Source organism: Streptomyces sp. NPDC001732 (assembly GCF_053596315.1).
The window spans coordinates 1-21,855 of the sequence record NZ_JBSFFY010000069.1 but is presented as its reverse complement, the minus strand read 5'-3'; the positions used below and the strand labels follow the sequence as shown (position 1 = coordinate 21,855).

17 protein-coding genes are annotated in these 21,855 nt (G+C 72.7%); 7 read left to right on the top strand and 10 right to left on the bottom strand.

Translation table 11 applies throughout. From position 1 onward, the window contains the following. Positions 1-42 precede the first annotated feature (42 nt). From murD to rsmH, 7 genes are read right to left on the bottom strand one after another with little or no spacing between them, the layout of a single operon-like run. Positions 43-1,476 (bottom strand): UDP-N-acetylmuramoyl-L-alanine--D-glutamate ligase, encoded by a 1,434-nt coding sequence (murD, locus tag ACWCXX_RS34875; protein WP_451134378.1) that lies wholly within the window; start codon positions 1,474-1,476, stop codon positions 43-45. Beyond that, on the bottom strand, positions 1,458-2,528 hold the full coding sequence (gene mraY, locus ACWCXX_RS34870; RefSeq protein ID WP_451134376.1) for a phospho-N-acetylmuramoyl-pentapeptide-transferase: 1,071 nt from the start codon (positions 2,526-2,528) through the stop codon (positions 1,458-1,460). Before mraY ends, murD begins: the two co-directional genes overlap by 19 nt. After that, positions 2,525-3,931 (bottom strand): UDP-N-acetylmuramoyl-tripeptide--D-alanyl-D-alanine ligase, encoded by a 1,407-nt coding sequence (locus ACWCXX_RS34865; RefSeq protein ID WP_451134374.1) that lies wholly within the window; start codon positions 3,929-3,931, stop codon positions 2,525-2,527. The genes mraY and ACWCXX_RS34865 overlap by 4 nt, the downstream gene beginning before the upstream one ends. A gap of 4 nt (positions 3,932-3,935) precedes the next feature. Beyond that, entirely contained in the window at positions 3,936-5,663 is a 1,728-nt protein-coding gene (locus tag ACWCXX_RS34860) for a UDP-N-acetylmuramoyl-L-alanyl-D-glutamate--2,6-diaminopimelate ligase (RefSeq protein ID WP_451134372.1), read from the bottom strand. Between the two features lie 17 nt (positions 5,664-5,680). Beyond that, positions 5,681-7,654 carry a peptidoglycan D,D-transpeptidase FtsI family protein gene (locus tag ACWCXX_RS34855; RefSeq protein WP_451134370.1) on the bottom strand — a complete coding sequence of 658 codons (1,974 nt, stop codon included), beginning with the start codon at positions 7,652-7,654 and terminating at the stop codon, positions 5,681-5,683. 4 nt (positions 7,655-7,658) lie between these two features. After that, complete coding sequence (locus ACWCXX_RS34850; RefSeq protein ID WP_451134368.1) at positions 7,659-8,213, bottom strand: septum formation initiator family protein; 555 nt, start codon at positions 8,211-8,213, stop codon at positions 7,659-7,661. 49 nt (positions 8,214-8,262) lie between these two features. Continuing rightward, positions 8,263-9,228: a 16S rRNA (cytosine(1402)-N(4))-methyltransferase RsmH gene (gene rsmH / locus ACWCXX_RS34845; protein ID WP_451134366.1), complete on the bottom strand. Its 966-nt coding sequence runs from the start codon at positions 9,226-9,228 to the stop codon at positions 8,263-8,265. 375 nt (positions 9,229-9,603) lie between these two features. Between rsmH and ACWCXX_RS34840 the strand changes: the two genes are divergently transcribed. The 4 genes from ACWCXX_RS34840 to ACWCXX_RS34825 all read left to right on the top strand — a co-directional run bounded on the left by ACWCXX_RS34840 (position 9,604) and on the right by ACWCXX_RS34825 (position 15,388). After that, positions 9,604-10,167 carry a beta-class carbonic anhydrase gene (locus ACWCXX_RS34840; RefSeq protein ID WP_451134364.1) on the top strand — a complete coding sequence of 188 codons (564 nt, stop codon included), beginning with the start codon at positions 9,604-9,606 and terminating at the stop codon, positions 10,165-10,167. A 243-nt stretch (positions 10,168-10,410) separates the two neighbouring features. Beyond that, positions 10,411-11,454: an AAA family ATPase gene (locus ACWCXX_RS34835; protein WP_451134355.1), complete on the top strand. Its 1,044-nt coding sequence runs from the start codon at positions 10,411-10,413 to the stop codon at positions 11,452-11,454. Beyond that, complete coding sequence (locus ACWCXX_RS34830) at positions 11,454-12,839, top strand: DUF58 domain-containing protein (protein ID WP_451134353.1); 1,386 nt, start codon at positions 11,454-11,456, stop codon at positions 12,837-12,839. The genes ACWCXX_RS34835 and ACWCXX_RS34830 overlap by 1 nt, the downstream gene beginning before the upstream one ends. Beyond that, complete coding sequence (locus tag ACWCXX_RS34825; protein WP_451134351.1) at positions 12,836-15,388, top strand: transglutaminase TgpA family protein; 2,553 nt, start codon at positions 12,836-12,838, stop codon at positions 15,386-15,388. Before ACWCXX_RS34830 ends, ACWCXX_RS34825 begins: the two co-directional genes overlap by 4 nt. 532 nt (positions 15,389-15,920) lie before the next feature. Here the strand turns inward: ACWCXX_RS34825 and ACWCXX_RS34820 are convergent. The 3 genes from ACWCXX_RS34820 to ACWCXX_RS34810 all read right to left on the bottom strand — a co-directional run bounded on the left by ACWCXX_RS34820 (position 15,921) and on the right by ACWCXX_RS34810 (position 18,106). After that, a complete protein-coding gene (locus ACWCXX_RS34820; RefSeq protein ID WP_451134349.1) occupies positions 15,921-16,310 on the bottom strand; it encodes a DUF3040 domain-containing protein in 390 nt (129 codons plus the stop codon). Positions 16,311-16,603: 293 nt separating this feature from the next. Further along, entirely contained in the window at positions 16,604-17,362 is a 759-nt protein-coding gene (locus tag ACWCXX_RS34815) for a class I SAM-dependent methyltransferase (protein WP_451134347.1), read from the bottom strand. Positions 17,363-17,578: 216 nt separating this feature from the next. After that, positions 17,579-18,106: an SAV_6107 family HEPN domain-containing protein gene (locus ACWCXX_RS34810; protein ID WP_451134345.1), complete on the bottom strand. Its 528-nt coding sequence runs from the start codon at positions 18,104-18,106 to the stop codon at positions 17,579-17,581. Between the two features lie 167 nt (positions 18,107-18,273). Here ACWCXX_RS34810 and ACWCXX_RS34805 point away from each other — a divergent pair, with 167 nt between their 5' ends. From ACWCXX_RS34805 to ACWCXX_RS34795, 3 genes are read left to right on the top strand one after another with little or no spacing between them, the layout of a single operon-like run. Continuing rightward, the gene (locus ACWCXX_RS34805; RefSeq protein WP_451134343.1) at positions 18,274-19,086 is read left to right on the top strand and encodes an ATP-binding cassette domain-containing protein; all 813 of its coding nucleotides are present in this window, start codon (positions 18,274-18,276) and stop codon (positions 19,084-19,086) included. After that, positions 19,058-21,145: a YhgE/Pip family protein gene (locus tag ACWCXX_RS34800; protein WP_451134341.1), complete on the top strand. Its 2,088-nt coding sequence runs from the start codon at positions 19,058-19,060 to the stop codon at positions 21,143-21,145. The genes ACWCXX_RS34805 and ACWCXX_RS34800 overlap by 29 nt, the downstream gene beginning before the upstream one ends. A 29-nt stretch (positions 21,146-21,174) precedes the next feature. After that, the gene (locus ACWCXX_RS34795) at positions 21,175-21,786 is read left to right on the top strand and encodes a TetR/AcrR family transcriptional regulator (protein WP_451134339.1); all 612 of its coding nucleotides are present in this window, start codon (positions 21,175-21,177) and stop codon (positions 21,784-21,786) included. Positions 21,787-21,855 lie beyond the last annotated feature (69 nt).

Below are 21,855 nucleotides of genomic sequence, written 5' to 3'. Positions count from 1 at the left end.
CGCCCGGTCGTCCGGGACGGTAGGGCGCGGAGACCGGGCCCGTCAGGCGCTCTCGGCGGCGAGCGCGCGGACCGCGTCCGCGAACGCCTCGCCCCGCTTGTTGTAATTGACGAACATGTCCATCGAGGCGCAGGCCGGGGCCATCAGCACGGTGTCCCCCGGGCGGGCGAGCCGTGCCGCTTCCCGGACCGCCTCGGACATCGCCCCAGTGTCGGTCCGGTCGAGGTCGACCACCGGGACCTCGGGGGCGTGTCGCGCGAGGGCTTCACGGATCAGTGCCCGGTCCCGGCCGATCAGGACGACGCCGCGCAGCCGTCCGGCGGCCGCGGTCACCAGTTCGTCGAAGGTGGCGCCCTTGGCGAGGCCGCCGGCGATCCAGACGATCGGCTCGTAGGACGCGAGCGACGCCTCGGCGGCGTGGGTGTTGGTGGCCTTGGAGTCGTCGACGTACGCCACCCCGGCGATGTCCGCGACGTGCTCGATGCGGTGCGGGTCGGGGCGGAAGGCCCGCAGCCCGTCCCGTACGGCCGCGGGCTCGATGCCGAAGGCACGGGCCAGGGCCGCCGCCGCCAGGGCGTTGGCGATGTTGTGCGGGGCGGGCGGGTCGATGTCCTCGACCTCGGCGAGCTCCTGGGCCTGCTTCTGCCGGTTCGCCACGAAGGCGCGGTCGACGAGGATGCCGTCGACCACGCCCAGCTGGGACGGGCCCGGGGTGGCCAGGGTGAAGCCGATGGCGCGGCAGCCCTCCTCGACCTCGGCCGCGCGGACCAGCTCCTCGGTCGCCGCGTCGGCCGCGTTGTACACGCAGGCGACCCGGTTGCCCTCGTAGACCCGGCCCTTGTCCGCGGCGTACGCCGCCATCGAGCCGTGCCAGTCGAGGTGGTCCGGGGCCAGGTTGAGGACGGCCGCGGAGTGGGCGCGCAGCGAGGGCGCCCAGTGCAGCTGGTAGCTGGACAGCTCGACGGCGAGCACGTCGTACTCCTGGTCGCCGAGAACGGCGTCCAGGAGGGACACGCCGATGTTGCCGACGGCCGCGGTGCGCAGCCCGGCCGCCTCCAGGATCGAGGCGAGCATCCGTACGGTCGTGGTCTTGCCGTTGGTGCCGGTGACCGCCAGCCACGGGGCCGCGTCGGGGCCGCGCAGCCGCCAGGCGAGTTCGACGTCGCCCCAGACCGGGACGCCCGCCTCGGCGGCTGCCGCGAAGAGCGGTTTGTCGGGCTTCCAGCCCGGCGCGGTGACGATGAGCTCGGTGGACTCGGGCAGGGTCGCCCCGTCGCCGAGGCGCACGGTGATGCCCTGCGCCTCCAGCTCCGCGGCCTGCGTCCGGGAACGCTCGTCGTCCCCGTCGTCGACCACCGTGACGAGGGCCCCGAGGCCGTGCAGCACCCTGGCCGCCGGAATTCCGGAGACCCCGAGTCCCGCGACGGTGACGTGCTTGCCCTGCCAGTCCTGGTTGCTCACTTCTCGGCTGCCCATCCTGCGTAGAAGAGACCGAGTCCGACGATCACGCACATGCCCTGGATGATCCAGAAGCGGACCACGACAAGGACTTCGGACCACCCCTTGAGTTCGAAGTGGTGCTGGAGCGGCGCCATCCGGAAGACTCGCTTGCCGGTCATCTTGAAGGAACCGACCTGGATGACCACGGACATGGTGATCATCACGAAGAGGCCGCCGAGGATGGCCAGCAGGAGCTCGGTGCGGGAGCAGATCGCCAGCCCGGCGAGTGCGCCGCCGAGGGCGAGCGAGCCGGTGTCGCCCATGAAGATCTTGGCGGGCGAGGTGTTCCACCACAGGAAGCCGAAGCAGGCGCCCATCAGCGCGGAGGCGACGACGGCGAGGTCGAGCGGATCCCGCACCTGGAAGCAGGCGTTGGGGTTGGTCAGGGTCTCCGCGTTGACGCAGGACTCCTGGAACTGCCACAGCCCGATGAAGGTGTACGCGCCGAAGACCATCACCGAGGCGCCGGTGGCCAGACCGTCCAGGCCGTCCGTCAGGTTCACGCCGTTGGACATGGCGAGGATCATGAACAGCGCCCAGACGACGAACAGCACCGGGCCGATCGTCCAGCCGAAGTCCGTGACGAACGACAGCCGGTCGGAGGCCGGGGCGTTGCCGTGCTTGTCCGCGAACTGGAGCGAGAGCACCGCGAAGGCGACGCCCACGATCAGCTGGCCCGCCATCTTCGCCTTGGCCCGCAGGCCCAGCGAACGCTGCTTGACGATCTTGATGTAGTCGTCGAGGAAGCCGACGAGGCCCATGCCGGCCATCAGGAAGAGCACCAGCACACCGGAGAACGTCAGCGGCTCGCCGGTGATCACCTTCGCGAGGAAGTACGCGATGATCGTCGCCAGGATGAAGGCGATCCCACCCATGGTGGGCGTGCCCTTCTTGGACCCGTGGGTGCGCGGGCCGTCGTCCCGGATGAACTGGCCGTATCCCTTGCGGGCCAGCAGCTTGATCAGCAGCGGAGTTCCGACCAGGGTCAGGAAGAGCCCGATGGCCCCCGCGAACAGGATCTGCCTCATCGGCCCGCGACCTCGCCCTCGGACGCGTCGCCCAGCAGTGCCATGGCGACCTGCTCCAGGCCGACCGACCGGGACGCCTTCACCAGCACGACGTCTCCCGGGCGCAGTTCACTGCGCAACAGGTCGACCGCGGCCTGTGCGTCGGACACGTGCACCGACTCCTCACCCCACGAACCCTCGTTGTATGCGCCCAGTTGCAGCCAGGAGGCTTCTCTCCCCCCGACGGCGACGAGCTTGCTGACGTTGAGCCGGACGGCGAGCCGTCCGACCGCGTCGTGCTCGGCGAGCGAGGCGTCGCCGAGCTCGGCCATCTGGCCGAGCACCGCCCACGTACGCCGGCCCTTCCCCATGGCGACCAGCGCGCGCAGCGCGGCTTTCATGGATTCGGGGTTCGCGTTGTAGGCGTCATTGACGAACGTCACGCCGTCCGGACGCTCGGTGACCTCCATGCGCCAGCGGGAGAGGGTGCCCGCCTCGGAGAGCCCTTCGGCGATCTCGTCTGCGGACAGGCCCAACTCATGGGCGACGGCGGCCGCGGCGAGCGCGTTCGACACGTGGTGCTCACCGTACAGGCGCATGCTCACGTCGCTGCACCCGGTGGGTGTGTGGAGCTTGAAAGCGGGGCGTCCGTCGTCGGTGAGACGGACGTTCTCTCCCCGTACGTCCGCTTCCGCGGCTTCGCCGAAGAGCAGCACCCGGGCCTTCGTGCGGGAGGACATGGCGCGTACGAGGGGGTCGTCGGCGTTGAGGACGGCGGTGCCGTCCTCGGGCAGCGACTCGACCATCTCGCCCTTGGCCTGGGCGATCTGCTCCCGGCCGCCGAACTCGCCGATGTGGGCGGTGCCGACGTTGAGGACGAGGCCGATCCGGGGCGGGACGAGGCCGGTGAGGTAGCGGATGTCGCCGATGTAGCGCGCGCCCATTTCGAGGACGAGGTGCCGGGTGTCCCCGGTGGCACGCAGGGCGGTGAGCGGCAGGCCGATCTCGTTGTTGAGGTTGCCCTCCGGGTAGACGGTGGGGCCCTTGCGTTCGAGGAGCTGGGCGATGAGGTCCTTGGTGGAGGTCTTGCCGGCGGAGCCGGTGAGCGCGACGACGGTGCTGCCGAGGCGGCCCACGACGGCCCTGGCGAGCGCGCCGAGCGCGGCCACGACGTCGTCGACGACGATCGCCGGAACACCGACGGGGCGGGTGGCCAGCACCGCTGCCGCGCCCGCCTCGACGGCGCGCTGCGCGTAGTCGTGGCCGTCGACCCGCTCGCCGGCGAAGGCGACGAACAGGCTGCCGTGCTTCACCTCCCGGGAGTCGATGACGACCGGTCCGCTGACGGTTGCTGCCGGATCGGGTATGTCGTGCGACTGCCCGCCGACGATTTTGGCGATCTCGGCGAGGGAAAGGGCGATCACTTGGTCATCCCTGACTGTTGTTCTCGTGGGTGTGGGCGCGGGGGTCGGCGTCCGTGGTGCTCGCGTGCCCCAGGGAGCGGTCGATGGCCGCGCGCAGGACCACGCGGTCGTCGAAGGGGCGTACGACGCCGTGGATGTCCTGGCCCTGCTCGTGGCCCTTGCCGGCGACCAGCACGGTGTCACCGGGTTCGGCACGGGCGACCGCGGCGGCGATGGCCGCGGCCCGGTCGGCGTCGACCAGGACGTCGCCCCGCTCGTGGACGGGGACCTCGGCGGCGCCCGCGAGCATGGCGGCGAGGATTCCGAGGGGGTCCTCGGAACGGGGGTTGTCGGAGGTCAGTACGGCGGTGTCGGCGAGACGGGCCGCGGCGGCGCCCATCGGGCCGCGCTTGGTCGTGTCGCGGTCGCCGCCGCAGCCGAGGACGATGTGGAGCCGGCCCTCGGTGACCTTGCGCAGGGAACGCAGGACGGATTCGACGGCGTCGGTCTTGTGCGCGTAGTCGACGACCGCGAGGTAGGGCTGTCCGGCGTCCACCCGCTCCAGCCGGCCGGGGACGCCGGGGACGGCCGCGACGCCGTCGGCCGCGGTCTGCGGGTCGATGCCCGCGACGGCGAGGGTGACGATCGCGGCGAGGGTGTTGGCGACGTTGAACGGGCCGGGCAGCGGGGCCCTGGCCGCGATCCGTTCGTCCTTGGGACCGACGACGGTGAAGGTGGAGCCCAGCGGACCCACCTCGACCTCCTCGGCGCGCCAGTCGGCGTCCGGGTGGCCCTCGGCGGAGAAGGTGACGATCGGGACGGACGCCTCCGTGACCAGCCTGCGGCCGTACTCGTCGTCGAAGTTGACGACGCCCTGCCGGCTGCGTTCGGGGGTGAAGAGCCGCGCCTTGGCCTGGAAGTAGTCCTCCATCCCGGAGTGGAACTCCATGTGTTCCGGGCTGAGGTTATTGAAGACCGCGACGTCGAAGACGCAGCCGTCGACCCGGCCGAGCACCAGTGCGTGGCTGGAGACCTCCATGGTCACCGAGTCGACGCCGCGTTCACGCATGACGGCGAACAGGGCCTGCAGGTCGGTGGCTTCGGGGGTGGTGCGCTCGGACTTGATGCGCTCGTCGCCGATCCGCGTCTCGACGGTGCCGATCAGCCCGGTGGCGCGGCCCGCGCCGCGGAAGCCGCCCTCGACGAGGTACGCGGTGGTGGTCTTGCCGGACGTTCCGGTGATCCCGATCTGGAGGAGGTCGGTGCCGGGCCGTCCGTAGATCTCGGCGGCGAGTTCGCCCATCCGGCCGCGCGGGTCCTCGGTGACCAGCACCGGCAGTCCGGTGGCGGCGGCACGTTCGGCGCCGGCCGGGTCGGTGAGGACCGCCGTCGCGCCGAGGCCGGCCGCCTGGGCGGCGAAGTCGGCGCCGTGGAAGCGGGCGCCCGGCAGGGCCGCGTACACGTCACCGGGGCGCACCGCCCGCGAGTCGTGGGTGATGCCGGTGACCTCCCCGGTTCCTGGCGGTTCGACTCCCAGCCGGGCCGCCAGTTCGCCGAGCGGCGTCGGTCCGATCCGGTCCGGACGGGGCGCTCCCGGGTATTGCGCGGGCGCGGCCTTCTGGGTGGTTTGGAACTGATCAGCGTGGGGCACGGCGGTGAGCGTACCGGGCGCACCCGGCCTCTCGCGAAGTGAGGGGCCGGGGTTTCGGCGGTTCCCGCTCCGGTTCCCGGGTTCGGGCGTGATGGTTGTCACTGGTTGGTTCCCCGAGTTCACTCGCCGGGATCGAAGGACACCGGCAGCCTGGCCGGGCCGCTGCCGGACGGTGGGGTCTGGAGGGTCTTCAGCGCGAATTCCATGACCTGCTTGTAGATCGGCCCGCAGATCTGGCCGCCGAAGTAGCTGCCTTTGGTCGGGTTCTGGATCGCGCAGTAGACGGTGATCTGCGGTTTGTCGGCGGGCGCGAAGCCGGCGAAGGAGGCGGTGTAGCCGTGATATCCGCCGCGCACCGGGTCGACCCGGTTGGCCGTACCGGTCTTGCCCGCCACCCGGTAGCCCGGGATCTTGGCCTTCGTGCCGGTGCCCTCCTCGTCACCGACCACCGACTCCAGCATGGTGGCCAGCGTCTTGGCGGTCTTCGCGCTGACCACCCTGGTCCGCCCGGGAGGGTCGGCGGCCCGGAAGCGGCCGTCGGCGTCCTTGGTGCCGCGCACCAGCGTGGGCTCGATCCGGACACCGCCGTTGGCGATCGTCGAGTAGATGGAAGCGGCCTGCATGGCGTTGAGCGAGAGGCCCTGGCCGAACGGGATCGTGTACTGCTGCGAGGTCGACCAGTCGCCGGGGGCGGCGAGGATGCCGGGGGTCTCGCCCGGGTAGTCGAGGCCGGTCGGCGAGCCGATGCCGAATTTGCGCAGGTAGGAGTAGAGGACCTTGTTGGCCTCGGCCTGTGTCCTGCCCAGTTCGCCGGTGGCCAGAATGGTGCCGATGTTGCTGGACTTGGCGAGTACGCCGTTGAGCGTCAGGTACCAGGTGGGGTGGTCGATGTCGTCCTTGAAGAGCCGGTCGCCGCGGTGCAGCCGGTTGGGGACGGTGACATGGGTGCCGGGGGCGGCGACCCCTTCCTCCAGCACGGCGGCCATCGACATGACCTTGCTGGTGGAGCCGGGTTCGTACGCGTCCTGGAGCGCCGCGTTGCCCAGGGCCGCCGCGTCGGCCCGCGAGAGGTCGTTGGGGTCGAAGCCGGGGGCGTTGGCCATGGCGAGGACCTCGCCGGTCCTGGTGTTCTGGACGATCACGTAGCCCCGGTCGGCCTTCGACTTCTTCACCTGGTCGGTGATGGCCTGCTGGGCGGCCCACTGGATGTCGCGGTCGATGGTCAGCTCGATGTCGGACCCGGCGACGGCCGGGACCTCCTGGGTGCCGGCGGTGGGCACCCGCCGGCCGCCGGCCTGGGCGTACCTGATCTTGCCGTCCTCGCCCGCCAGCTCCTCGTCCAGCTGCGATTCGAGGCCGCCCGCGCCCTTGCCCTCGGCGTTGACGTAACCCAGTATCCCGGCGGCGAGCCCGCCGTTGGGGTACACCCGTTTGGTCGTCGCCTCCTGGAAGACCCCGGCCAGCACGTTGGCTCCGGCGCCGCCGCGAGCCCGGTCCTTGGCGGCCTTCTCCGCGAAGACCGATTTGAGGTCCTTGATCTGGTTCCAGACCTGCGGGGTCTGGCGGCGGGCCAGAACGGTGTAGCGGCCTTTTCCGGCCAGTTTCCGGGTCAGCTCGGCGGCGTCGGTGCCGAGGATCGGGGCGAGGAGCGCCGCCGCCTGCTGGGGTGCGTCGGGGGCCTTGCTGAACTCGGGCGTGAACATCGAGGGGTCGGCGGTGATGTTGTACGCGTCGACGCTGGTGGCCAGCGCGATTCCGCTGCGGTCGGTGATCTCGCCGCGTTCGGCGGAGATCGTGTAGTCGAGGTAGCGGTTCTCCTTGGCCTTGGCCGCGTACGCCTCGGCGTCGACGGCCTGGACCTGGAGGAGCCGGACGACGAACGCCAGCATGACGAGCGTCAGGGCAAGGCTGACCAACCGGAGCCGGGGGCGCGGATTGCCGAGTCGCAGGGGGCTCGCGGGGCGGGTGCGGGAGGAGCGCTGGGCCGGGGCGGAGGGGCGGCGGGCGGCGGGCCGGGGGCGCCGCCCCTCCGTGGCGCCGCGCGGGCGGGCGGGGCCGGGGACCCGACGGCGCGGTGGTTCCTTGGGCGGCACTGCGTCACCTGCCGGGGCTCGTCGAGGGCTGGTCTGCCGGGGTACGCGGCGAGGCGGCCGCGGGGGTGGTGGGCCGCGTGGTGCCCGAGGGGGTGGCCGGGGTCCGTGCGGCGGTACGGGAGGTGGCGCCGGCGGTCGGCGGGGCCGCGGGGGTGACGTTCGCGCGGGAGGCCGGGGGCGGGCTCGGCTCGGCGCTGGCCTCGGCGGGCACGCCCCGGACCTTGCCGTTCGGGCCGAGGAAGGCGGGGCTGCCACCGGGCACCATGCCCAGCTCCCGGGCGCGCCGCTCCAGGGCGTCCGGCTTGGAGTAGTTGTCGACGTCGCGCTGGAGGGCCTGCTGCTCGTCGGTGAGTTCGGTGGTCCGCTTCTTCAGCTCGCTCAGCCTGAACGACCCTTCGTTGAGGGCCGAGTTGAGCACCAGGAGCGTGATCAGGCCACCGCCGAGGAGCAGCACGACCAGCAGGACGAAGGGGGTGCGGGCCGCCTTGCTGGGGCCGGACGGCATCAGCCGGGCGAGCCGGGCGGCCCGCCCCTTCAACTGCCCCGCCGGTCTGCTCACCGCGCCGCCCCGGGCGGCGCCGGGGTCCGGGGCTCCGGACGCCGGGAGCTCATCGCTCCTCCTCGCGGATCCGCTGGGCGCCGCGCAGCCGGGCGGGGGCGGCGCGCCGGTTCTCGGCGACCTCCTCCTCCGTGGGCAGCTCCGCACCGCGGGTCAGCAGCTTCAGCCGGGGCTGGTAACGCTCGGGCACGACCGGCAGTCCGGGCGGCGCCGTGGTGGCGGCGCCCGCCGCGAACACCTGCTTGACCAGCCGGTCCTCCAGCGAGTGGTACGAGAGGACGGCGATCCGGCCGCCGACCGCGAGGCTCTGCACGGCCGCCGGAATGGCCCGCTCCAGGACGGTGAGCTCGCCGTTGACCTCGATGCGCAGCGCCTGGAAGGTGCGCTTGGCGGGGTTGCCGCCGGTCCGCTTGGCGGCCTGCGGCAGCGAGTCGCGGATCAGCTCGACGAGCCGGGCGCTGTTGCTGAACGGCTCCTTCTCGCGCTCGCGCACGATCGCGGAGACGATCCGTTTGGCCTGCTTCTCCTCGCCGTACGCCCGCAGGATGCGCACCAGTTCGCCCGGCGGGTACGTGTTGAGCACCTCGGCCGCGCCGATGCCGGTCGTCTGGTCCATGCGCATGTCGAGCGGGGCGTCCTGGGCGTACGCGAAGCCGCGGTCTGCCTCGTCCAGCTGCATGGAGGAGACGCCGAGGTCGAACAGGACGCCCTGGACCTTCGGGATGCCGAGCCTGGCGAGCACCTCGGGGAGTTCGTCGTAGACGGCGTGCACCAGGGTGGCCCGGTCGCCGTACGGGGCGAGCCGCTCGCCGGAGAGCCGCAGCGCCTCCTTGTCCCGGTCCAGCCCGATCAGCCGTACGGAGGGGAAGGCCGAGAGCAGCGCCTCGCTGTGTCCGCCGAGACCTAGGGTGCAGTCGACGACCACGGGCGCCTGGGGCCCCGGCGTCTCCAGAGCCGGGGCCAACAGGTCCAGGCACCGCTGGAGCATCACCGGGACGTGTCGGGTCTGGCTCATGTGCCCTCTCAGGCTCAGCTCCCGTGCGGTCGTACGTGCGGCCCGGTCCCCGCCCGCTCAGAAGGGGAGGCCGGCCGACGCCGGAAAGGGACGCCTGCCGACCGGCGAGCGGGAGAGGGCCGGGCCGCACGTACGCCGCACACGGGGAAATCTACGGAATGTGCGGGGGTGTCGGTAACTTCCCGTCACCTTAGTCCACCCTGCCATTCGATCGATTCCCGATCAATCAGCCGGGCAGCGCGTCGTCCCGCCCGGCGTTCACCCGCCCGGACGAGCACCGGGGGCCTGTGGGTTGTCTCACAACAAGTCTCGTTGATGTTCTTTGTCCCTTCTCACAGCACGACGGGGCGGAGGACGGGGGATAACGTCGTAGCCATGTCGACTTCCGCGCACTCCCCCGCCGGGCCCGCCTCGCCCACCGCCGACCGGGCCCGCGACGGCGGGACGGTCACCGACCGCCTCGTCACGGCGAATGCCAGGTACGCCGCCGGTTTCGAGGATCCGGGCATGGACGCGAAGCCGGTGCTGCGCGTCGCCGTGGTCGCCTGCATGGACGCCCGGCTCGACCTGCACGACGCGCTGGGCCTGTCGCTCGGCGACTGTCACACCATCCGCAACGCGGGCGGCGTGGTCACGGACGACGTGATCCGTTCGCTGACCATCAGCCAGCGGGCCCTGGGCACGCGCAGCGTCATACTGATCCACCACACCAACTGCGGCCTGGAGTCGATCACCGAGGAGTTCCGTCAGGAGCTGGAGGCGGAGGTCGGCCAGCGCCCGGTCTGGGCGGTCGAGGCGTACAAGGACGCCGACCAGGACGTGCGGCAGTCGATGCAGCGCGTGCGCACCTCGCCGTTCCTGCTGCACACCGACGACGTCCGCGGATTCGTCTTCGACGTGACCACCGGGCTGCTGCGCGAGATCCTGCCCGCCTCCTGAACCCCCGGTACCACTCCTTCCGGAAGGGAAAAATCCTGCCCGACCCGGCATATCGCCCCCACTTGTCCACAGGCGAGTGACACGACGCGGCAACGGCAACAACAATGCCCGTGTGACATCCCGCCGGAGGGTTCCGGAAGGGGTGTCCGTGTTTCGGGGTGGCCGGGCGGCTGCATGCGCGTCGGTCCGTGAATGGGGTACCCCTGCTCCTCGTGGGCGGGGGCAGGGCCGAGGAGGGCCGGGGTGACGACCTATGACGATCGAGCGAGCCTCACAGATCTGACCACGACCGCGGAGCGGGTGCGCAGGTCGATGGAGAGGGTGATCGAGGGCAAGCCCGAGGTCGTACGGCTTTCGCTGACCGTGCTGCTGGCGGAGGGGCATCTCCTCATCGAGGACGTCCCCGGCGTCGGCAAGACGATGCTGGCCAAGGCGCTGGCGCGGTCCATCGACTGCTCGGTGCGGCGCATCCAGTTCACGCCGGACCTGCTGCCCTCGGACATCACCGGGGTGTCCGTCTTCGACCAGCAGCGGCGTGACTTCGAGTTCAAACCGGGCGCGATCTTCGCCCAGATCGTGATCGGCGACGAGATCAACCGGGCCTCGCCGAAGACCCAGTCGGCGCTGCTGGAGTCGATGGAGGAGCGCCAGGTCACCATCGACGGACACAGCTACGAGCTGCCCGACCCGTTCATGGTGGTGGCCACCCAGAACCCGGTGGAGATGGAGGGCACCTATCCGCTGCCCGAGGCCCAGCGCGACCGGTTCATGGCGCGGGTGTCGATGGGCTACCCGAGCGCGGACGCCGAACTGCGGATGCTCGACGTGCACGGTGCCGTCTCGCCGCTCGACGACCTGCAGCCGGTGGCGCACGCGCACGACGTCGTGAAACTGATCGACGCGGTGCGGACGGTGCACGTCGCCGATGCCGTGCGGCGGTACGCGGTGGAGCTCGTCGGGGCCACCCGCGGCCATCCCGACCTCCGGCTCGGCGCCTCGCCGCGGGCCACGCTGCATCTGCTGCGTGCCGCGAAGGCCTCCGCGGCGCTGGGCGGGCGGGACTACTGCCTGCCGGACGACGTGCAGGCACTGGCGGTCGCGGTGCTCGCGCACCGTCTGCTGCCGACGGCGCAGGCCCAGCTGAACCGCCGCACCTCCGAGCAGGTCGTGCAGGAGATCCTCCAGCAGACCCCGGTGCCGACCGCCGCCGGCGGCGTCCAGACACAGCCCCGGCCCCGGCAGGACCCACCGGCGTACGGCCGGCAGCCCGGCGCACGGCGGGTGTGATGGCCACCGGGGGACCGCCCGCGCGGGACGACGGCGACGACCGGGGCGCGCTGCGGGCGGCCCTGAGCGGGCTGACCACGCGCGGGAGGTCCTTCCTCGCGGCCGGAGTCGCCGCGGCGGTCTGCGCGTACGTGCTGGGGCAGGGCGACCTGCTGCGGGTGGGGCTGCTGCTCGCCGTGCTGCCCCTGGCCTGTGTGGTGGTGCTCGTGCGCACCCGGTACCGGGTCGCGGGCACCCGGCGGCTCTCGCCGTCCCGGGTGCCGGCGGGCACGGAGGCGCGGGTCCATCTGCGGATGGAGAACGTGTCGCGAATACCGACCGGGCTGCTGATGCTCCAGGACCGGGTGCCCTACGTGCTCGGGCCCCGGCCCCGGTTCGTGCTGGACCGGGTGGAGGCCGGCGGCCGTCGCGAGGTGTCCTACCGGGTGCGGTCGGATCTGCGCGGGCGCTATCCGCTCGGGCCGCTCCAGCTGCGGCTGAGCGATCCGTTCGGGATGTGCGAGCTGAGCCGCTCGTTCAGCGCGTACGACACCCTCGTCGTCATTCCGCGGACCGAGCCGCTGCCGCCGGTGCGGCTGGCCGGCGAGGCTCCGGGGTACGGCGAGGGGCGGCAGCGTTCGCTGGCGCTGGCCGGTGACGACGACGTGATCCCGCGCGGGTACCGGCACGGCGACGATCTGCGCCGGGTCCACTGGCGTTCCACGGCGCGCTACGGCGAGCTCATGGTGCGCCGCGAGGAACAGCCGCAGCGGGCCAGGTGCACGGTGCTGCTGGACACCCGGCGCATCGCCTACCGGGGGGCGGGGCCCGATTCCGCCTTCGAGTGGGCGGTGTCCGGGGCCGCGTCCGCACTGGTGCACATGCTGGAGCGCGGCTTCGCCGTCCGGCTGCTGACCGACGACGGGACCTCGGTCCCCGGCGAGGGCTCGGGCGGTTTCGCCGGTTCGACGCAGGAGTCCGCCGACTCGGCGGGGCTGATGATGGACACCCTGGCGGTGGTCGGTCATTCGGACGGCAGCGGTCTGTCCCGCGCGTACGACGTGCTGCGCGGCGGCAACGAGGGGCTGCTGATCGCGTTCTTCGGCGACCTCGACGAGGAGCAGGTCGTGATGGCGGCGCGGATGCGGCAACGCAGCGGCGGCGCCGTGGCGTTCGTCCTGGCCGGCGCGGCCTGGACGCAGGGCGACGCCCCGGCCCCGGGTGCGGAGGCGGTGTCCGGGGAACGGCTGCGGCTGCTGCGGGAGTCGGGCTGGACGGCGGTCGCGGTGACACCCGGGACCGGGCTCGCCGAGTACTGGCGGCAGGCGGGGCACCAGGGCGTGACGGCGGAGTCCGTCGGCGGCGCCACGGGCGGTACGACGGGTTTCTCCGGGGGATGGTCATGAGCGGTCGTGGTCGGCTGGCGCTGTGCGCCTTCGTGGCGACGCTGACGGCGGCGACCTCGATGCTGCCGCTGGTCGAGCCGGCGACCTGGATCCTGCAGGCCGCTTTCCTGCTGGCGGTCCAGAGCGGGACGGGGGCGCTCGTCCGCCGGGCGCCCGTGCCCCGCGTGGTGATCGTCGCGGTGCAGACGCTGGTCATGCTGGTCCTGCTGACGGTGGTGTTCGCCAGGGGGCAGGCGGTGGCCGGGGTGCTGCCGGGTCCGGAGACGGTCCAGCGGCTGGCGGACCTGCTGACGGCGGGCGCCGATGACGTCGGCAGATACGCCGCTCCGGCGCCCGCGACGGACGGCATCCGGCTGATGCTGATCGGCGGTGTGCTGCTGGTCGGTCTGGTCGTGGACGCCCTCGCGGTGACCTTCCGCAGCGCGGCCCCGGCCGGTCTGCCGCTGCTCGCGCTGTACTCGGTCGCCGCCGGGCTGTCCGAGGGCGGGGCCGGCTGGCTCTGGTTCCTGCTGGCGGCCGGCGGCTATCTGCTGCTCCTGCTGGCGGAGGGCCGGGACCGGCTCTCGCAGTGGGGGCGGGTCTTCACCGGTGCGGCCGAGGGGGCCCCGCGGGGCCCGGCGGTCGGCGCGGCGCTCGCGGGCGGCCGTCCGACGGCCCCGGTCCGGACCGGGCGCCGCATCGGCGCGCTGGCCCTGGGCGTCTCGCTGGTCGTACCGGCGGCGCTGCCCGCGCTCGACGGCGGCCTGCTGAGCGAGCGGGGCGGCGGCGGGGGCGGCAAGGGAGGCGGCGGCACCATCTCCGCGGTGAACCCCCTGGTCTCGCTGCAGAACAACCTGAATCAGCCGGAGAACCGGCAGGTGATCTCCTACCGCACCAACTCCGACGATCCGCAGGGCTTCTACCTGCGCATCCTCGCTCTGGACCAGTTCAACGGGGACGAGTGGCGGCCCTCCACCCGCCGGCTGAGCGACGTGCCGAAGCGGCTCCCGCAGCCCGACGGCCTCGGTCCGGACGTCAAGGTCACGGAGATCCGGTCGAACATCTCCTCGTCCGGTTCCTACCGGCAGACCTATCTGCCGCTCCCCTACCCCGCGACCGAGGTCAGGATCGGCGGGCGCTGGCGGTACGAGCCGGCGGGGCGGACGCTCGTCGGTGACGGCGGGGAGACGACCGGCGGTGCGCAGTACCAGGTCTCCAGCCTGGTGGTCCAGCCGACCGCCGAACAGCTCGCCTCCGCGGGCCCCGCCCCGGCCGCCCTGCGGCGCGAGTACACCCGGGTGCCCGACTCCCTGCCGGAGGTGGTCGGGAAGACCGCGGCCGAGGTGACCAGGGGCGCCGCCAACGACTACGAGCGGGCGGTGAAGCTGCAGAACTACTTCGCGTCGGACGGCGGCTTCACCTACAACACCTCGGTGAACTCGGGCACCGGGAGCGCGGCGATCGGCCGCTTCCTCAAGGAGAAGCAGGGCTTCTGCGTCCACTTCTCCTTCACGATGGCCGCGATGGCGCGGACGCTGGGCATCCCGGCCCGGGTCGCGGTGGGCTTCACTCCCGGTACGGAGCAGCCGAACGGTGCGGTCTCGGTGGGGCTGCGCGACGCGCATGCCTGGCCCGAGCTGTACTTCGAGGGCGTGGGGTGGACCCGTTTCGAGCCGACTCCGTCCCGGGGCACCCCGCCGCCGTACACCCAGGCGGAGGCCCCCGAGGGCGACACGAGCGATCCGGCCGTGCCGGAGAAGGAGGCCTCGACCGCCCCGACGGCCGCTCCGGCCGCCCCGGACGACTGCCCGGCTCAGATGCGCAAGCAGGGCGAGTGCGGCAGCACGGCGGCGCCGGGAGTGGTGACTGCGACGGATTCCGGTACGCCGACGGGCACCGTCGTCGGTCTGGTGCTGCTCGCCGTGGTGATCCTCGTCCTGCCCCTCCTGCCGATGTTCTGGCGGCTCCGGACGCGTCGGCGCAGGCTGGGCCTCTCCATCGGGCGTACGCCGGCCCGGGAGCGGGCCGCGCCGAGATCCGCCCGGAGCCGGGCCGTCCCGTCGGACTCCCGGCCCGCCGCCACCGGTACGGACCGGGACCACGGCACCGCGTGGGACCGCACACCGACAAACGCGGCGGACGCGACCGCCAGTGCGCTGGCGGCCTGGCGGGAGATCACCGACACCGCCTGGGACCACGGCATCGAGCCGGACGACTCCCGGACGCCGCGCAAGGCGGCGGTGCGGGTGGTGCGGCTGGGCCGGCTCGAATCCGACGCGGCGGACGCGGTGCACCGGGTGGCCGGGGCGGTGGAGCAGGTCCTCTACGCCCCGGAGCCCCGTCCTGCCACCGGACTGTCCGAGGACGTGGAGACGGTACGGGCCGGGCTGCGGGCGTCCGTCGGCCGGTCCGCCCGGATCCGGGCGGTAGTGGCGCCGCGCTCGGCCATTCGGGTGGTCTGGGCGGCCTCGGCCCGCTGGGCGGCGTTCACCGACCGGTGGTCGGCGCTGTGGGGCCGCCTCCGGTGGCCGGTCCGACCGCTCCGGCGCCCGTCCCGTCAACAGGGGTGAGGCACGGCCCGCGGGCCGCCCGAAAGGAGGACCGGAAGCCCGGTCGCCGACCCGGCGGCCCGCAGGACCGGGCCGAAGCAGGAAGGTGCCGGGTACGGCGGCGGGCGAGCCGAAGTCGAAGCGGTCGGGGCGGGGTTGGGGAGACGTACCCGGAAACGCGGTCCCGGCCGGGCGGCCCGCAGGGATCAGGAAGAGCGATCGGGCACACCCGGCCGCCGGGCGGTGTCCATGGGAGACGGCTCCCGGCGCCCCCGGTCGACCGTCGGCGCGGGTCCGGCCCCGGCCTCGTCGTCCGGCGCCCGAATCCGTACGCGTCCGGTCCTCGACCGTCGACAAGTCGTACGCACCGCCTGCTCGGTGGCCGCGCCGGGGCACGGGGCCGGGCGTCTCGGTCAGGGAGCGGCGAGGAGCAACCGGGAGCAGCTCGGAGCGGCCTTCCTTCCCGTCCGGTCGACGGTCCGGACAGGTGCCGGACCGGCATGAGGGGCGGCCGCGAAGTCGCGGCCGCCCCTCATCCAGGAGTGTTCGAGGGCTACTGGCCCTGTTCGTCGCGGCGGCGCTGCCACCGCTGCTCGATACGGTTCATCACGGTACGGCGCTGCCGGGGGTGGTGGCGGCCACCGCCACCGGTCGCCGGGTGCTCGCCCGGCTTGGGCGCCTTGCGCCAGCCGGTGACCGCGAGGACCGCGCAGCCCAGCATGACGAGGAACCCCACCACGCTGATCCAGATCTGCTGAGCGACCATTCCGGACATGAGGAGCGCGATACCCACCAGGAAGCCTGCGACCGCCTGATAGACCCGTCGCCGGGTGTACGTACGCAGCCCGCTTCCCTCGAGCGCTGTCGCGAACTTGGGATCTTCGGCGTACAGCGCTCGCTCCATTTGCTCGAGCATTCGCTGCTCGTGCTCCGAGAGCGGCACGGAGTCCTCCTCGTCGTCGGCCGCGGGGGGCGGCCGGTATGCGGCCCTTCCAGGATAGGCAGGGATTCGCCCCCGTGAAACCCGCCTTCTTGCCCATCAGCCAGTCCGGGCCGCCACGACGGCTCAGCTGCTGAGGCGTTGATTCCCCAACCTCCGATCCGTCATGCCGGATGGTGTCCCCCGATCATACGGGGCGAAGCCCCCGATCGGGGGGCCCGGGGCTTACTCCGTCTGCCGCTGCGCCGCTGATCAGCCGTGCCGCGGCCCCGAGCCGCGGCCGGACCGGCTCGCGCTCAGTCGCGCTTCGTGCCCAGAACGTGCAGCTGCGTCGCGACCGAGTGGAAGGCGGGCAGTTCCGCCGCCGCGGCCTCCAGCTTGAGCAGGGCCTCCAGCGCACCGGGCTCGGTGTCCACCAGGACGCCCGGCACGAGATCCGCGAAGACCCGCACCCCGTGGACCGCGCCGACCTCGACCCCGGCCCCGGAGACCAGCTCGGTGAGCTGCTCCGCGGTGTAGCGCCGGGGCACCGGGTCCCCCTCGCCCCAGCGGCCCGCCGGGTCGCCGAGCGCCTGCCGGGCCTCCGTGAAGTGACCGGCGAGCGCCCGCGCCAGGACCGCCCCGCCGAGCCCGGCGGCGAGCAGGCTGAGCGCACCGGACGGCCGGAGCGCGTCCACCGCGTTGCGCACCCCCTCGGCGGGGTCGTCCACGTACTCCAGGACGCCGTGGCACAGCACCGCGTCGTAGCCACCGCGCTCGGCCACCTCGAACAGGCCGTGGATGTCGCCCTGCACACCGCGGACCCGGTCGGCGACCCCGGCCTCGGCGGCCCGGCGCTCCAGTGCGAAGAGCGCGTTGGGGCTGGGGTCGACGACGGTGACGCGGTGGCCGAGGCGGGCGACCGGCACCGCGAAGTTGCCGGTGCCGCCGCCGGTGTCCAGGACGTCCAGGGCGTCCCTGCCGGTCGCCTTGACCTGGCGGTCGAGGGCGTCCTTGAGGACCTCCCAGACCACAGCGGTACGGAGGGAGGCGCGGGGGCGCAGCTGGTCCGACACGGCAGATGACTCCTCGGCACGGTGCCGCCGCTGACGGCGGGAGCGTGAACAGTGCAGGTGGTACGAGTGCTGTCCACCCTATTGCCTCGCGCCGCCACTGCCGTCATCCCGCGTCCGGCGGCCCGGCCGTCCCGCACCGGGGAGCGCCCTTCGCCCCGCCCTTAGACGTTCCTCGCCCCGCGCCGGTCCTGCCGTCGTCCCGTCCCGGGCCGTCCGTCATGCCGTGTCGGGCCGCTCCTTCCGGGACTGCGGGAGCACCGGCTGGAGCACCAGCAGCCGCTCGACCAGGCGCAGGAACATCGCCGCGTCACGCAGCAGGTCGTCGGCGTCCCGGCGGCCGGCGGCGCCCGGTATCCCGGCTTCCGCACGGGCCCTGCGGCCGGCGCCGGAGGCGAACAGCGCACTCCACTCGGTCAGCTCCGGAGCTATTTCGGGGAGGACGTCCCAGGCGCTGCGAATGCGCTCCCGGCGCCGCTTGGTCGTCTCCGGACGGCCCCGCGCGGCCAGCACGGCGGCCGCGGTCCGCAGCGCGGCGAGGTGGGCGGTGGCGTACCGCTCGTTCGGCACATCGAGAACGGCGGCCTCGTCGAGGCCGGCACGGGCCTGGGCGAGCAGATCGAGAGCGGCGGGCGGAGCGGTGGTGCGCCGCAGGACGGGGTGGACATCGCTTGCCGGACCGGTCAGTGAGGGGGCAGGGCCGTCTGCGCGGCGCCGGGGTGCGGCTGCTGCGGACGAGTGGGCCATGACGAAACCTCCTGTCTCGTGTAACGACTCCGTGGCCGTATGCATCCATCGTGGGGGGCACCACTGACAATCGCCGTCACGCCCGCACTGACCTGCCCCTTTGCCTCGATCGCAAGTTCAGGATACCTTTTTGAACTGACTGGTCAGTTCAAATCAGGGGAGGGTCAGTGGACAGCCCGCACGGGGCAGTCGTCATCGCCGAGGGCCTCGGCCTCAAGGGGCCGCGCGGCTGGGCCTTCCGCGGCGTGGACGTCGAGGCCGGGCCCGGCTCGCTGGTGGCGATCGAGGGCCCGTCCGGCTCCGGCCGCACCTGCCTGCTGCTCGCCCTCACCGGCCGGATGCGCCCCACCGAGGGCCACGCGGAGGTCGGCGGGCTGCGCCTGCCGCGCAAGATGGCGGCCGTGCGCCGCGTCTGCGCCCTGGGCCCGGTGCCCGGCGTCAGCGAGCTCGACCCGGCCTTCACCGTAGCCGAGCACCTGCGCGAGCGGGCCCTGCTGCAGCGCCGCTACGCCGGTTCGCTGCGCGCCCTGCTGCGCCCGCGCGCCGAGCGGATCGCCACCGCCCAGGAACGGATCGACACGGCCCTGGCCGCCGCGGGGCTCGACCCCGCCACCCTGCCCAAGGCCGAGCGGACCTCCGTACGGGATCTGGAGCGGCTGGAGGCGCTGCGGCTCTCCGTCGCGCTGGGGCTGATCGGCGAGCCCCGGCTGCTCGCGGTGGACGACACCGACCTCAAGCTCTCCGACTCCGAACGCGCCGAGGCGTGGGAGCTGCTGCGGTCCGTCGCGGCCGGCGGCACGACCGTGCTCGCCGTCTGCAGCCAGGCCCCCGAGGACGCCCTCGCCCTGCGCACCGGCACCGCGCAGGGAACGGACGGCGCGCCCGGCTCCCACAACGAGAACGGCACGGACGGCACGACCGAAGGAACCACGCCCGGGAAGGGGACGGCCGATGCGTTCGCCGAGACTGGCCGCGCTTGAGCTCAAGCGTTTCGGCAGGGGAAAGCTGCCACGCGCCGCGCTGGTGGCGCTCCTGCTCCTGCCGCTGCTCTACGGGGCCCTGTACCTGTGGTCCTTCTGGGACCCGTACGGGCGCCTCGACAGGATCCCCGTCGCGCTGGTCAACGAGGACAAGGGCGCCACCGCGTCCGGGAAACGCATCACGGCCGGCGACGAGATCACCGGCAAGCTCCTCGACTCCAAGGTGTTCGACTGGCACGAGGTGAGTTCCGCCGAGGCCGCCGAGGGCGTCGAGGACGGCACGTACTACCTCTCGCTCACCATGCCCTCGGACTTCAGCGAGCGGATCGCGTCCAGCTCGGGCGACTCCCCCGAGACCGGCGCCCTCCAGGTGCGCACCAACGACGCCAACAACTACATCGTGGGACAGATCTCCCGGACGGTGTTCTCCGAGGTGCGCACCGCCGCGTCGACCAACGCCTCGCGCGGCTTCCTCGACCGGATCTTCATCAACTTCTCCGACCTCCACGACGCGACGGAGAAGGCCGCCAAGGGCGCCGACGACCTCAAGGGCGGCATCGGCAAGGCGAAGGAGGGGTCGCAGGACCTCGCGGACGGGCTGAAGAACGCCAAGGCCGGCAGCGGCCGGCTGGCCGGCGGCATCGTCAAACTGAACAAGGGCGCGGGCGACCTCGAAACCGGCTCCCGCCAGGTGGCCGAGGGCACCCAGCAGCTCGCCGACAAGGTGAACGGGGCGGCGGCCGACGTCCGTCCGTTCCTGAAGGACAACGGCAAGGCCATCGGCGACACCGCCCGGCTGGTCTCCGAATCCTCGCAGACCGTGCGGGACAACCTCGACCTGCTCGTGAAGGCCGCCCCCACCGCGGCCACCGCCGCCCACACGGCCTCCGACGACCTGGCCGAGCTCTACCGCACCAGTTGCACGGAGGAGCAGAACGCCGACCCCGCCGTCTGCCCGCCGCTGAAGCGCGCCACGACCGCGGCGGCCGACGTCGCGAAGGTCGCCGACGACGTGAACGTACTGGTCACGAACCAGAACGGGGACCTGAAGAAGCTGCGCACCCAGCTGACCACGCTCCAGCGCCAGGCCGACGACCTGGCCGAGCGCGCCCCGCAGCTGGGCGAGGACCTGGAGTCCGCCGTCAAGAAGGTCAACGCCCTGAACACCGGCGCGCACAAGGTCGCCAAGGGGGCGAACGAGCTGCACACCGGTCTCGCCACGGCCAGGACCGGCTCCGCCGACCTGGACACCGGCGTGGGCGACCTCAAGAAGGGCGCGGTGAACCTGGACAGCGGGCTGATCCGGCTCGGCGACGGCTCGACCACCCTCGCCGAGGGGCTCAACGACGGCGCCGGCAAGATCCCCGACTACGACAAGAAGGACCGCGACGCCCGTACGGGAGTCATGGCCGACCCGGTCCAGCTGGCCTCCGAGTCGCTGCACGAGGCCCCCAACTACGGCACCGGTTTCGCCCCGTACTTCATCCCGCTCTCCCTGTGGGTCGGCGCGATGGTGGCGTACATGCTGATCCAGCCGCTCAACCGGCGGGCCCTCGCCGCCGGGGCCTCCGCGTGGCGGATCGCCTTCGCGGGCTGGCTGCCGGTGGCCGCGATCGGGCTGCTCCAGGTGGCCGCCCTGATGGCCGTACTGCACTGGGGGCTCGGGCTGCAGATGACGCGGGCCGCCGGGACGATCGCCTTCCTGGCCCTGGTGACCTGCTGCTTCGCGGCGATCGTGCAGTGGCTGAACGCCCGGTTCGGGGCCGCGGGACGCATCCTCGTACTGGCGGTGCTGATGCTCCAGCTGACCTCGGCCGGCGGTACGTACCCCGTCCAGACCAGCCCGGACTTCTTCAACGCGATCCACCCCTACCTGCCGATGAGTTACATCGTCGAGGGGCTGCGCCGGCTGATCACCGGCGGCGGGCTCGGCCCGGTCTGGCAGGGCAGCGCGGTGCTGTTGGCCTTCACTGCGGGGGCGCTCGCCCTGACCGCGGTCGCCGCACGCCGCAAGCAGGTGTGGACCCTGGACCGGCTCCACCCGGAACTGAGCCTGTGAGCACGGTGGGACCTGTGAGAATCAAGGGCATGGAAAGCAGCAGCACCACGCGGCGCCGGGCCACCCGGCAGAAGCTCTACGAGGCGGCCGTGACCCTCATCGCGGAGAAGGGCTTCTCGGCGACCACGGTGGACGAGATCGCCGAGCGCGCCGGGGTCGCCAAGGGCACGGTCTACTACAACTTCAAGAGCAAGACCGAACTCTTCGAGGAGCTGCTGCGGCACGGCGTCGGGCTGCTCACCGCCTCGCTGCGCTCCGCGGCCGAGGAGACCGGGCGGCGCGGTGGCACCCGGGTCGAGGCCCTGGACGCGATGATCCGGGCCGGACTGGTCTTCATCGACCGGTACCCGGCGTTCACCCAGCTGTACGTCGCGGAGCTGTGGCGCACCAACCGGGCCTGGCAGGGAACCCTCCTGGTGGTGCGTCAGGAAGCCGTCGCGGTGGTCGAGGACGTGCTGCGCGAGGGGGTGGAGAACGACGAGCTGAGCCGGGAGATCGACATCCCGCTGACGGCCGCCGCACTGGTCGGCATGGTGCTGGTGGCGGCCCTGGACTGGCAGGCGTTCCAGCCGGAGCGGTCGATCGACGACGTGCACTCGGCGCTGTCGCTGCTGCTGCACGGGCGGGTCAGCGGGCGCTGAGCCGCCCGGCGGACGGACGCGCATACGGAAGGCGCCGGTCCGGTGGGGCTCGGGAGACCGAACCCCACC